The organism is Streptomyces sp. P5F9, assembly GCF_057961495.1.
In genome coordinates this window covers 1-12,057 of the sequence record NZ_JBXVPZ010000301.1, presented here as the reverse complement: position 1 = coordinate 12,057, position 12,057 = coordinate 1, and the positions used below count along the sequence as shown (strand labels likewise).

At 70.3% G+C, this 12,057-nt stretch carries 12 protein-coding genes and 2 pseudogenes; 7 read left to right on the top strand and 7 right to left on the bottom strand.

Annotated features, from left to right (window positions below; all coding sequences use genetic code 11):
- The first annotated feature begins 59 nt into the window (after window positions 1-59).
- Window positions 60-1,103, top strand: a complete 1,044-nt coding sequence (locus AC31A1_RS34970) for a zinc-binding dehydrogenase (RefSeq protein WP_489657165.1) — start codon at window positions 60-62, stop codon at window positions 1,101-1,103.
- Between the two features lie 391 nt (window positions 1,104-1,494).
- A complete protein-coding gene (locus tag AC31A1_RS34965; protein ID WP_489657164.1) occupies window positions 1,495-1,695 on the top strand; it encodes a hypothetical protein in 201 nt (66 codons plus the stop codon).
- A gap of 37 nt (window positions 1,696-1,732) precedes the next feature.
- Here the strand turns inward: AC31A1_RS34965 and AC31A1_RS34960 are convergent, their stop codons facing one another.
- Window positions 1,733-2,860, bottom strand: coding sequence for an FAD-dependent oxidoreductase (locus tag AC31A1_RS34960; protein WP_489657162.1), 1,128 nt, complete (start codon window positions 2,858-2,860; stop codon window positions 1,733-1,735).
- 103 nt (window positions 2,861-2,963) lie between these two features.
- Between AC31A1_RS34960 and AC31A1_RS34955 the strand changes: the two genes are divergently transcribed.
- From AC31A1_RS34955 to AC31A1_RS34945, 3 genes are all read left to right on the top strand, one after another.
- Window positions 2,964-3,674, top strand: a complete 711-nt coding sequence (locus AC31A1_RS34955) for a TetR/AcrR family transcriptional regulator (protein ID WP_489657161.1) — start codon at window positions 2,964-2,966, stop codon at window positions 3,672-3,674.
- Window positions 3,675-4,104: 430 nt separating this feature from the next.
- On the top strand, window positions 4,105-4,560 hold the full coding sequence (locus tag AC31A1_RS34950; RefSeq protein WP_489657160.1) for a glycerophosphodiester phosphodiesterase: 456 nt from the start codon (window positions 4,105-4,107) through the stop codon (window positions 4,558-4,560).
- Entirely contained in the window at window positions 4,544-5,350 is an 807-nt protein-coding gene (locus AC31A1_RS34945; RefSeq protein ID WP_489657159.1) for an inositol monophosphatase family protein, read from the top strand. Before AC31A1_RS34950 ends, AC31A1_RS34945 begins: the two co-directional genes overlap by 17 nt.
- A gap of 33 nt (window positions 5,351-5,383) precedes the next feature.
- On the opposite strand, the gene AC31A1_RS34940 is transcribed toward AC31A1_RS34945, so the two are convergent.
- Window positions 5,384-5,797 carry a DUF6069 family protein gene (locus AC31A1_RS34940; protein WP_489657158.1) on the bottom strand — a complete coding sequence of 138 codons (414 nt, stop codon included), beginning with the start codon at window positions 5,795-5,797 and terminating at the stop codon, window positions 5,384-5,386.
- A 580-nt stretch (window positions 5,798-6,377) separates the two neighbouring features.
- On the opposite strand from AC31A1_RS34940, the pseudogene AC31A1_RS34935 reads away from it, so the two are divergent.
- Window positions 6,378-7,424 (top strand): annotated as a pseudogene (locus tag AC31A1_RS34935) (chitinase); the annotation flags it as partial.
- Between the two features lie 251 nt (window positions 7,425-7,675).
- On the opposite strand, the gene AC31A1_RS34930 reads toward AC31A1_RS34935, so the two are convergent.
- The 3 genes from AC31A1_RS34930 to AC31A1_RS34920 all read right to left on the bottom strand — a co-directional run bounded on the left by AC31A1_RS34930 (window position 7,676) and on the right by AC31A1_RS34920 (window position 10,381).
- Window positions 7,676-8,728, bottom strand: a complete 1,053-nt coding sequence (locus AC31A1_RS34930; RefSeq protein ID WP_489657157.1) for an LLM class flavin-dependent oxidoreductase — start codon at window positions 8,726-8,728, stop codon at window positions 7,676-7,678.
- A gap of 28 nt (window positions 8,729-8,756) precedes the next feature.
- A complete protein-coding gene (locus tag AC31A1_RS34925) occupies window positions 8,757-9,212 on the bottom strand; it encodes a MarR family winged helix-turn-helix transcriptional regulator (protein ID WP_489657156.1) in 456 nt (151 codons plus the stop codon).
- A 71-nt stretch (window positions 9,213-9,283) separates the two neighbouring features.
- Window positions 9,284-10,381 (bottom strand): PP2C family protein-serine/threonine phosphatase, encoded by a 1,098-nt coding sequence (locus tag AC31A1_RS34920; protein ID WP_489657155.1) that lies wholly within the window; start codon window positions 10,379-10,381, stop codon window positions 9,284-9,286.
- Window positions 10,382-10,677: 296 nt separating this feature from the next.
- Here AC31A1_RS34920 and AC31A1_RS34915 point away from each other — a divergent pair, with 296 nt between their 5' ends.
- Entirely contained in the window at window positions 10,678-11,097 is a 420-nt protein-coding gene (locus tag AC31A1_RS34915) for an ATP-binding protein (RefSeq protein ID WP_489657154.1), read from the top strand.
- A 21-nt stretch (window positions 11,098-11,118) separates the two neighbouring features.
- Here the strand turns inward: AC31A1_RS34915 and AC31A1_RS34910 are convergent, their stop codons facing one another.
- Together AC31A1_RS34910 and AC31A1_RS34905 are read right to left on the bottom strand one after the other, a co-directional pair.
- A complete protein-coding gene (locus tag AC31A1_RS34910) occupies window positions 11,119-11,346 on the bottom strand; it encodes a non-oxidative hydroxyarylic acid decarboxylases subunit D (RefSeq protein WP_489657163.1) in 228 nt (75 codons plus the stop codon).
- A 1-nt stretch (window position 11,347) separates the two neighbouring features.
- Window positions 11,348-12,057, bottom strand: a pseudogene (locus tag AC31A1_RS34905) (UbiD family decarboxylase domain-containing protein); the annotation flags it as partial.

Here is a 12,057-nt window from a genome sequence, read left to right as displayed (position 1 = left end):
ACCTGGAGCAGGTCGACACGCGGGTGATCGCGGTCGGCGGGCTGTCCCCCGCCCTGCGGATGAAACAGACAGTGCTCTACGGCCGCCCAGGGCGCCCCGTCCGTCTCGCCGACCGCGATCACCCGCGTGTCGACCTGCTCCAGGTACGTGTCGTCGAGGTAGGCGCTGATCTGTGCGCCGACCCGAGACGCGATCACAGGAAGACCAGTGGACCCGAGGCCGTCGAGGTCCTGGAGGTCCCTCTCCCGGAACCGGGCCCCTTCGAGATCCGCGTCAAGGTCGCGGCAGCCGCGCTGAATCCCGCCGACGCCGCTGTGTGGGGCGGGTTCTTCGGGCCGTTGGACGAGGTCGAGCACACGGGTCTCGGTCTGGACGCCGCCGGGACGATCGACGCGGTCGGTACGGGTGTCCTCCTCAAGGCCGGAACGCCGGTCATCGTGTTCCACTCCCCAGTACAGCGCCCCACCAAGGCCCAGGCCGAGTACCTGGTGACCGACCTCAACTCCATCGCCCCCGCCCCTGAGGGCATGGACCTGACGCTCGCGGCGACGATCCCCCTCAACGCGATGACCGCCTCGATGGCCCTGGACCACATCCCGCTGCGCCCTCGCGACACTCTGCTCATCACGGGCGCCGCCGGGGCCGTGGGCGGCTACGCCGTCGAGTTGGCACGGATGCGGGGTGTGCGGATCGTCGCGCAGGGGCGGCCCGAGGACGAGGAGTTCCTCCGCGAGCGCGGCGCCACATGGTTCGTGTCGCGCGAGGAGGAACTGAGCGAGGCGGTACGCCGGTTCGTGCCGGAAGGCGTGGACGGCGTCCTCGACGCGGCGGCGCTGGGCGCACCCGCGCTGGCGGCCGTCCGCGACGGCGGCATCTTCGTGAGCGTGCGGGTCGACGTGCTGCCGACGCCGGAGCGGGGTGTGGTCGTACGCCACACCGCCGCCGGCACCGAACCCACCCGTCTCGCCTACCTCTCCGCGCTCGCCGAGGTCGGCGTCCTCACACCACGCGTGGCGCGGACCTACCCCCTGTCCCAGGCACCCGAAGCCCACGCCCAGCTCGCCCGGGGCGGCCGGCGCGGCCGGATCGTACTGGTGCCGTAGACCCCGGGACCGCCCTACGGCGACGGCTTCCTCCGCGGAAATAGAGGAAGCCTCTCCCCGTCCATTAACGTTTTTTACGATGGGGGCAGGATCGCCACATGGAACCTGAGATCCCGTCCGTTCCCAAGCTCCCCGTGCCCACAGCCTGAAAGCCGACATTCTTCGGCCCGCGACGGCAGACCGGCTTCCGCTGGTCGTCTCCTTCCCGGTGATGCGGGCACCCTCACCTGTCTGCGGCAGCATGCGGACGCCTTCGGTATCGACCCGCGTGCGGTTGCTCTGTGGGGAGAGTCAGCCGGTGGTCATGTGGCGGCACTGAAGCCGTGGTTGACGCCTTCGGTACCAGCGCACGGCCACGCATTTCTCGGCCTGTGTCGGCAAGGCAGGCACGCTGTTCTCGGAGATTCCCGAGGAGGTCGGTGCCGCGGATCCCGCAACCTGCGTGACGGCTTCGGCGCCGCCGTTCCTTCTCCTCCATGGCAGCGACGACATGCTCGTCTCCTCCTCCCAGACGCAGCACGTGCACGCCGTCATGGACATCGTCACCGCAGTCCTGCACCGCCATCTCGACGGCGCCGGCCTGCCGAAGTGAGCGAGTTCTCCGACCCTGGGACCGCGGGGCGAGCGGCTCAGTCGGTCGGCTCGCTTCCCGTGAACATGTCGAGCAGGCTCTGCGGCGCGTTGTCGCCGAAGAGTGCCTCGTTCAGGTCGGCGCCATCGGCTGCGGCCGCGGCGCTGCGGGGGAAGAGGGGCTGCTCGTATGCGGTGAGGGCGGCTTCGGGGTCGTCGGGGTGGGCGGCGAGGGCCTTGCCGAGTTCGGCGCCGTCGTACATGGCCAGGTTGGCGCCTTCGCCGTTCGGGGCCGAGAGGTGGGCGGCGTCGCCGAGCAGGGTTACGCCGGGTACGCGGTCCCATCGGTGCTCGACGGGGAGCGCGTAGAGGGGCCGTAGGACCGGCGGGGTGTCGCTGTCGGTGATCAGGGCGGTGAGTTCGGGGGCCCAGCCGTCGAATTCCCGCACGATCCGCTGAGCTGCCGTGGCGGAATCGGTGAAGTCGATGTCGGTGAACCAGTTCTGCGGCCTGGACAGTGCCACGTAGGTGTGGAGGGTGCCGCCGCTCTCGCGGTGGGCCTGGATGCCCTTGCCCGGTGCGAGCGCGAACAAGGACCCGCCGCCGACCGCCTTCGCGACGGAGGGGTGACGGGCGTCGGCGTCGTACAGGTAGGTCTCGACGTACGACTTGCCGGTGTATTCGGGTGCCGCGCCGGACAGCAGCGGTCGGACCCGTGACCATGCGCCGTCCGCGCCGACCAGGAGGCTCGCGGTGACGGTGGTGCCGTCGGCGAAGGTCACCTCGTGGCGGCCCTCTCCCATGGCGCGGACGCCGCTGACCTTGTGCCCCCACCGGACGGTGCCGGGCGGGAGCGAGTCGAGCAGGATCCGTCGCAGTTCGCCGCGCAGCACCTCGGGGCGTCCGCGCGCGCTGTCGTCGTCGAAGAGGACGGTCCCGTCCGGGGCGAGGACCCGTGTCGCCTCACGGCCCTCCAGAACGAGGCCGCGGAACTCCTCGGTCAGGCCTGCGGCATCGAGGGCCGGATGGCCGTTGTCCTCGTGGATGTCGAGCATCCCGCCCTGCGGACGTGCGGTCGGGGCGGGCTCCGCCTCGTAGACGGTGGCCGGGATGCCGTGGACGTGCAGGACGCGGGCGAGAGTGAGGCCGCCGAGTCCGGCGCCGATGATCGTGATGCGCGTGCTCATGGTGACTCCTCAGGAATGCGGGTCGCCCGGTTGGCTCCGGCCGACCTCTCTGGAATGTCGTTCCATTGTTGGAACGGCGCTCCAGATATGTCAAGATGGCCGCATGGCAACGCGGACTGGCAGGTCAAAGCGGCGTACCGAGGCGCTCTCCCGCGAGCGCATCGTCGAGGCCGCCGTCGAGCTGCTCGACGCGGTCGGCGAGGACGGGCTGACGTTCCGGACGCTGACCGAGCGACTGGCCACCGGGCCCGGGGCGATCTACTGGCACGTGGCGAACAAGGACGAGCTGCTCGGCGCCGCCACCGACGCCGTCGTCGCCGCGGCCCTGGCCGTCGAGACCGCCGGGGCTCCGGACACGCCGCAGGACGGGATCCGCGCCGTCGCGCTCGGCCTGTTCGACGCGATCGAGGAACACCCGTGGCTCGCCACCCAGCTCGCGACGCAGATCTCCCACAGCCCCTGGGGGCCGGTGGCGCCGCGGCTCTTCGAGAACATCGGCCGGCAGATCCGCGCGCTGGGTGTGCCCGAGGCCGGCTGGTTCACCGCGACCTCTGCGCTGATGCACTACATCCTCGGCGCCGCCGGGCAGAACGCCGCGAACACCGCGAGCGCCGGCACTCTTGGGCCCGACACGGACCGCGCCCAGTTCCTGGACGCCGTATCGACGGCCTGGGAAGAACTCGACCCCGACGACTACCCGTTCACCCGCGCCGTCGCGAACCAGGTGCGCGGGCACGACGACCGCGAGCAGTTCCTCGCCGGGATCGACCTCGTCCTCGCGGGCGTCACCACTCTCCACCAACTGAACGGTTAGGGCTGCCGACAGCTTCGGCCATCACAGCCCAGGGCAGGATCGTCACGTCGCTCGCCGCATGACTGAGGGCCCTGCCTATCGTGCGCCGGAACAAAGCGTTGCGCCCCGAACCAGAATGCCCGGAGCAGCCACCATGCCCGTCCGGACCCTCGGCCGTTCGCTCGCCGCCTCGCCTCAGCCCACGCGACTCCCCAGGTCCGCCCGGAGCGCCGCAGCGCTGCTGGTGCCGCCACCCTCACCATGGCCGCCTCCGCCTCCTCCTGCTCCTCGTCGTCGTCCTCGTCCGCGTCGGTCGGCGAAGCCGCCGCCCATCACCTCACCGCGTACGTCAGCGGTGACGCGAACATCCAGAAGCTGTGGGGAGACATCGTTGTCCCCGCCTTCGAGAAGGCCAACCCCGGTTACCAGGTCGGCCCTGACGTTGGCCGAGTTGCGGGAGTTCGCGCCGGCGGTGCCGCCCCTGCGGGAGGCGTTGGAAGCCGCCGGCGGGGTGCCGCTGCTGCTGGACACCGGGGACCCGATGGTCGCCGCAGCAGCGCACGCGGAGCTCGTTCGGCTGGGGGCCGTGGCCATGTTCTGTGGCGCCGCGGAGGCGATGGCGGCGGTGTGGGCGCGCGACGAGCGGATCATGCTGTTCCTCAGCTGGTACGGCGAACTTCCGCCCTCGGAGGACGCGTTGGGGGCCGTACGTCCGCAGTATGTCAATCCGGAACACCGGTTCCTGAGCGAGGAGTCGGTGGCGTACTGGCATGCGCGGGATGAGCTGGCGAGTTGCTGGACGGTGGACGACGCGGACCGGCGCGGCGAACTGCTCGCCTGGGGTGTGGACGCGATCATTGGCAACGACCTGAACGGGGTGGTGAAGAGCTGTGCCGAACGGACATGACCTGGACGGTGCTCTGCGGGTGGCCGTGGAGTTGGCCGAGTGGGCGACGGAGGCGATCCGGGGCGGGAACCGAGGAGGTGCGGGTCCGGTCCGGCAGAAGGCCAGCCCGGCCGACATCGTCACCGACACGGACGAGGCGGTGGAGCGGCACGTGCGGGCGGTGCTGCGGCGGGAGTTCCCCGACTGGGGCATCGACGGCGAGGAGTACGGCGCCGAGGAGGGCACGTCGGACAACGCACCGCACTGGGTGATCGACCCGGTGGACGGAACGACCAACTACGCCCACGGACTTGGCTGGTGCTCATTCTCCCTGGGCCTGGCGGAGCCGGACGGCAGTCCGCTGCTGGGTCTGGTGGCGGACCCGTGGCGCGGCGAGGTCTTCACGGCGGTGCGGGGCAAGGGCGCGCACCTGAACGGGACTCCGATCCACGCGGCGGACCACACCACGCTCACGGGCCATGCGTTCCTCACGGAGTGGGCGGCCCACGCGCATTGGCCCGGCCTCGACGCGCTGCTCGCGCAACTGGCCGACCGGCACTGCACGGCCCGTGTCATGGGCTCGACCGCGCTGTCGCTGGTCCAGGTCGCGGCGGGCCGGGCGACGGCCGCCGCGATCGGCGAGTTCCACCCGGTGGACGGCCTGCCCGCCCTGCTCATCGCTACCGAGGCGGGCGCGGTGGCCATGCCGCGACTCCCCTCGTACGGTGAGCCGTTGCTGCTCGTGGCGCCGCACGCGGCGGCGGAGGCCGGGGAGTTGTGGCGTTCGACGGTCGGGGCGCAGCGACTCTGACGGCGTCCACGGAGTCGGTGGCCGTCGGTGTCTCTACGACAGAGGCATCACCTTGCGGTAGGTGGCCACCGCGGCCGCCGCGACCGTCACGTGCATCAGGAGCAGCGCCCCGACGCCGGTCGCGCCACCGTCGCCGTAGAGCAGGAAATCAGGGACGAAGGACACCACGACGAGGGTGGGCACGAGCCGGCGCACCAGCGCCTGGGGGTCCTTCGACACCTTGCTCACGACGGCCCAGCCGATGGCGCCCGCGACTATGCCGACCGCCGTCAGGAAGATGTAGGACGGCGCCTTCAGGGGCTGGAAGTCGTCGGGGGCGCCAGCGGCTAGGGCGAGTTGGGCGATGACGGTGTCCGCCGCGGAGGCCACCACGATGGCGGCGAGCACACCTCCCGCGACGACGAGCGGGCCGCGGCGGACGGCGACGGCATCGGAGACAAGTGACATGACAACTCCAGGGAGGAAGATTTCGGGCAGAACCCAGAGAGCCCCGAGATCCCCGAGACGGATCGCTTGAACTCTCAATCGAGAGTTTGGCCGAATCCGTTTGAAACTTCAAGCGTGCGGACGGGCGAGGACGGGCGGCAGTTGAACCTCGGCGTGCGTGTTCGCGGGGACCAGCGCCTCTACGACGATGGCATCTCCCTCGCCAGCAGCCGGGTACGGCGGCGGCGAGACCCGCGACCGTACGGTGCAGCCAGTCGGCGACGGCGCCGAGGGCGTAGCGGTTGAAGGAGGTCATCTCGCCGACGCACCCAACGGTTCCCGCCCAGCAGGTGTGACCGGCGCCCCGGCACTGCTGCGCGCACAGCCTGAAGCCCTGTTCCGCCAGGCCTTCGACGGCGTCACCGCGGCATTACCCACAATCCATCGGACAGTCCCGCCCCAGGACACCCCTCACCGAATTCCCGCACCGCCTCGGTCAGTTCACGGTCAAGAACCTTGACAGGGGATTGGTCTAGTCCAAATATGGTCGCTGTTCGTCCCGGTCAGGGGCGGCTTCTCTCCTCTCAGCATGGGAGCGTCAATGAGACGACCTGGGCCTCTTCGCGCGTCGCTGTCCTGCGCGGCCGTAACCGCCTTGTCCGCGGGGCTTGTCGGTCTCGGTGGAGGTGATGCGAGTGCGACGCACCGCGTGCAGCCGATGCCGGACCATGTGGCGGCGCCGTACTTCGAGGCGTGGACCGGTGAGAGTCCGGCGGCGCTCGCCGCCGCGTCCGGGAACAAGTACCTGACGATGGCCTTCCTGCAGACCGAGGCGGCCGGTTCGTGCACGGCGTACTGGAACGGCCTGCCCGCCCAGCCGATCTCCGAGTCGACCTTCGGCAAGGACATCGCCACGATCCAGGCGCGCGGCGGCAACGTCATCCCGTCCTTCGGCGGCTACAGCGCGGACACCACCAACACCGAACTGGCCGACAGCTGCACCGATGTCGACGCCATCGCGAAGGTCTACGAGAGCCTGGTCACGACCTACGGCGTGAGCCGGATCGACCTCGACATCGAGGCCGACTCCATCAACAACACGGCCGGTATCGACCGCCGCAACAAGGCGATCGCGAAGGTGCAGCGCTGGGCCGAACGCACCGGCCGCAGCGTGGAGTTCTCCTACACGCTGCCGACGACCACCACCGGTCTCGCGCCCAACGGCGTCGCCCTGCTGCAGAACGCGGTCGACAACGGCGCGCGCGTGGACGTCGTCAACATCATGACGTTCGACTACTACGACGGCGCCGCCCACGACATGGCGGAGGACACCAAGACCGCCGCGACCGGCCTGCACTCCCAACTCGCCGCGCTCTACCCGAAGAAGAACCCGGCGAAGCTGTGGAAGACGATCGGCGTCACCGAGATGCCCGGCATCGACGACTTCGGCCCGGCGGAGACCTTCACCACGCAGAACGCGGTCACGGTGAAGAAGTGGGCAGTCGCCCGGGGCATCAACACGCTCTCGTTCTGGGCCCTTCAGCGCGACAACGGCAGTTGCGTGGGCACCGGGGGCGCCAACAACTGCTCCGGGACCGCCCAGGACACCTGGTACTTCAGCCACACCTTCGCGCCGTTCACGCGCGGCTTCGGCTACCACCACTAGGGCCTGTCCGGCGGATCAGGTCGCAGGAAATCGGCGGTGCCTGATCAGCGCCGGTGAGCGGGGCGTGGTGCGTGCAGCTGCAAGGCGGAGGAGGGAGTCGACGCGGAGCGTCGGCGACCGACGACAACGCCGCAGATGGCGTGCCACGCCCCGCGTCTGCGGCATGATCCGCCGGACAGGCCCTAGCGGCTGGGCGGACTGCGGGTCGCCGCCTCCCCCGAGGCGGCGTCGCGTCAGTCCCGCATCATCTCGCGCACCAGCGGCGCGACCTTCGTGCCGTAGAGCTCGATGTTGGTCATGAGGGTGTCGTGGGGCATTCCGGTGATGCCGTACTTCAGGTTGAAGCGGGTCGCGTCGAGGGTCTTGAGGGTGTCCGTGATCTTGCGGGCCACGGTCTCGGGCGATCCGACGTGCAGGGCGCCGCCGGGTCCGACGTCCTGCATGAGGCTCTCGCGGGTCGGGGTGCGGAAGCCGCGTTCCCGCGCCACGCTCGCGATCAGCTGCTGGAAGGCCGGCACGAATTCCTCCACCGCCTGTTCGTCGGTGGCGGCGACATGGCCGGGCGCGTGCACGCCGATGGGCCGCGCGGGGTGGCCGAACTCCGCCAGCGCCCGCCGGAACAGCTGGGAGAACGGGGCGAAGCGGGCCACGTCGCCGCCGATGATCGCCAGCATCAGGGAGAACCCGTACTGGGCGGTGCGGATGACCGACTGAGGGCTGCCGCCGACACCGATCCAGGTGGGGATCGAGCCCGTCTCGCTGTGCGGGTAGACGGAGATGCCGTCGAGGGCGGCACGGGTGGTGCCGGACCACGTGACGGGCTTCTCCTTGAGCAGTTCGGCGAAGAGGGCGACCTTCTCCTCGAACAGTTCCTCGTAGTCGTTCAGGTCGTAGCCGAAGAGCGGGAAGGACTCGGTACTCGACCCTCTGCCGAGGATGACTTCGGCGCGGCCCGCGGAGACGCCGTCGAGGGTGGCGTAGCGCTGGAAGACACGGATGGGATCGTCCGAACTGATCACGGTCACGGCCGAGTTGAGACGTATGTGCTCGGTGCGCGCGGCGATGGCCGCGAGGACGACGTCGGCGGCCGACAGGGGCATCGACTCGGTGTGGTGCTCGCCGATGCCGAAGTGGTCGACGCCGACCCGGTCGGCGAGGACGCCTTCCTCGACGAGGCGGCGGATGGCCTGGCCGTGGGTCAGCGGGGTGCCCTCGGCGTCGTGCGTGACGTCACCGAAGGTGTCCAGGCCGAGCGTGATGTCGAAGGGGGTGGTCGGGGTGGTCATCCCATGCTCCTTGGGTCTGCTCGGTGGGTCAGGTGGCGATACGGCGCATCACGCCGAGGAGCCGGGTCAGGTCGGCGTCGTCGACATGGTCGAGGACGTGGCGCCGGACGCTGGACAGGTGGGCGGGCCATGCCTCCTGGAGACGGGCGAGACCCTGGTCGGTGAGGACGGCGTTCCAGCCGCGGGCGTCCTCGGCGCACCGCTCCCGTCCGACCAGCCCCTGTGTCTCCAGGCGGGTGACGATGCGGGTCATGCCGCTCAGCGAGAGGTTGCAGACGGACGCCAGCTCGCTCATGCGCATGCGCCGGTCCGTGGCCTCGGACAGGTGCATGAGAGTCGTGTACTCGGTCAGCGGCAGGCGCTGCTCGCGCATCATGTCGGCGTCGACGGCCCGGGGCAGCACGAGCATCACCCGCGCGAGTTCGCGCACCAGCTCCTCCTCGTGCGGACTCATGGGGCGCAATGGCTGCTCGGGCGTGGTCATGCCATCAGTTTACTTGATTGACGAAACAAGCAAGTGGGCCGATCTGTGCGGCCGCCTCTGACCTCCCTTGCTCACCGGACGGGCGGCTCGTCGCCCGTCGTGGACTCGTGGCCGTGATAGCGCAGCAGGAGCATCGCGGCGTCGTCGTGGAGCGGTCCGGCCGTGTGGCGGACCAGGTCCTCGCGCAGGGAGTCCAGGGCGCTCTGCGCGTCGGGTTCCTTCAGCAGGTGCGCCCGCTCGCCCAGCGGATAGAAGGTGCCGTGGTCGTTGCGGGCCTCGGTGACGCCGTCGGTGTACAGCAGCAGTTGCTCGCCCGGCCCGAAGCGCACGGAGAACGGCTTCGGGCTCTCGCCGCCCTGGGCGCCGCCCAGGCCGAGCGGCGGGGCGTAGGAGGGCGGTACCGGGAAGTCGGCGGCGCCGTTGCGCCGTACGACCATCGGGGGCGGATGACCGTAGTTGAGGAAGAGCACCTCGTGGTCCGTGCCGATCTCGGCGAGGACGGCGGTCACGAACTTCTCGTCGGACAGCACCCGGGAGACGCTGCGTTCCAGGCGTTCGCCGAGTCCGACCAGGTCGGGTTCGTCGTGCGCGGCCTCGCGGAACGCGCCGAGCACCACGGCGGCCGTCTCGACGGCGGCGAGCCCCTTGCCCTGCACGTCGCCGACGATGACGCGCACGCCGTGCGGGGAGGCGACCACTTCGTACAGGTCGCCGCCGATACGTGCTTCCGCGACGGCCGAGGTGTACGACACCGCCGCCTGGAGGGGTCCCGCGGTCAGGGGCACGGGCCGTAGCAGAACTCGCTGCGCGACCTCCGCGATGGAGCGCACGCTGGCGAGTTCGGCCTCGCGGCGGCCGCGCATCACGGCGGCGGCGATGCCGGCGCCGGTCACGCCCACCACCGACACCATCGCCAGGAAGCCCCGGCGTTCCTGGAACAGGCCGTCGTAGAGACCGAGTCCGACGCACAGGGCGAGCGCGGCCGCGCCGAACCACGCGGTACGGCGCCAGCCGCCGACCAGTCCGGCGAAGGCCGGGCCGAGGGAGGCCAACGGGAGGAAGCCGAGGCCCGGACCCGTGACGAGGTCTCCGACCGCGACCACCGCCATCACCGCGGCGGGCAGCCAGGTCAGCACGGAGAGACTGCGCTGCGGCTTCGCTGCGGCCATGGTCGACTCCAAGGGCGTCGCGGCTTTCGGGGGCCGCCTTCCGCGGGGACCCCTCCCCCACCTTTGGACATCGCAAGGCTGTCAGGCAATCCCCTCGGCGTGCCCGGCGCTTTACCCAATTGAGTCCGAGAGCGGACATTTCCTGATCGACGACAACCAACTGGCGCCGCCTGGTTGCCGATCACGGACTCAGGGCAAGTGACGTGTGTAGGACCGGCCGCGCAAGATCTGCGGCGGCCCCGGTGCGGTGACGCCGCGGGGATACCGGGTTGTCCTAGGAGGGGAAGTGATTCGCCATGCGTACGCATCGGCGTACCCATAGGCGTTCCGTACGCGTGGAGTACCTGCTGCCCGACGAAGCCGCCTCGGCGGGTCAGGCACGGAAGCTGACCTCGGAGTTTCTCGCGCGGTCCCGCCATCAGCTGACACGGATGGACGCGGAACAGATCGACGACGCGACGCTGATCGTGTCCGAACTCGTCGCCAACGCGACCGAGCACGGCCGCGGCGAGTGCCGGCTACGCCTCCAACTGTCCGACGAGCGGGTCACGGTAGAGGTCTACGACGACAGCCCGAACCCGCCCCGCGTGCGGCCGATGACGGCCGAGGGCGAGAGCGGCCGCGGCCTGGCCATGGTCCGCTGCCTGGCCCAGCGCCTCGACGTCACCCCGCTCACCGGAGGCGGCAAGCGGGTGCGGGCGATCCTGGCGATCTGACCCGGCCTCGCGCCGAGGCGGTCAGCCGACGACCATCGGCGGTACGACGGGCACCTCCGGCGCGGCGTCGATGTCGGCCTGCGTCATCCGGAACTCGACGGGGTACGCCTGGCGCCGGGTGCGGCGGTCGGGTTCGCTGGTACGCCACATGTAGAGGCAGCGGACGCATCGGAGTACGTCCCACACGCCGGGGACCGGCGAGGTGGTCACGGTGTCGACCGTGTCGTGGGCGCAGCGGGGGCAGATCATGGCGGGCGGCGATGAGGGCGCGCAACCGGTCGGCCCACTCCGGGGTCTCGGGCAGGTCCCGTACCGGGGTGTCGAAGTGGCCCCGGTTGTCCGGTGCGACCGGGGTCGTGGCGTCGATGATCATCTTGCTGGTGATTCCCGGGGTGTTGGCGGCCGGTGCCAGCGCCATGACCGACAGGTTGGGGACGATGACCACGTCGTCCTGGGGGTTCACCTTCGCGGACATCGCCCACGTCACCTGGGGCAGGTCGAACGGGTCGACGTCCTCGTCCACGACGATGACCTGCGTGACGTAGCCGAGGCCGTGCGGTGTCGTCATCGCGCGCATGCCGACCGCCTTGGCGAAACCGCCGTAGCGCTTCTTCGTGGAGACGATCACCGCGAGGCCGTGGGTGTACATGGCGTTGACGGCCTGCACCTCGGGGAATTCGGCGCGGAGTTGCTTGAGGAGGGGGACGCAGGTGTTGGGGCCGACGAGGTAGTCGACCTCGGTCCACGGCATGCCGAGGTCGAGGGACTCGAAGACCGGGTCCGTGCGGTAGGAAACGCGGTCGACACGGATCGTCGGCATGCGTCGGCCGCCGGAGTAGTGGCCCGTGAACTCGCCGAAGGGGCCCTCGATTTGGCGGTTTCGGCTCTCAACCACGCCTTCGATGAAGACCTCTGAACCCCAGGGGACGTCGAACCGGGGTGCGGGGCGGTGGCGATGGG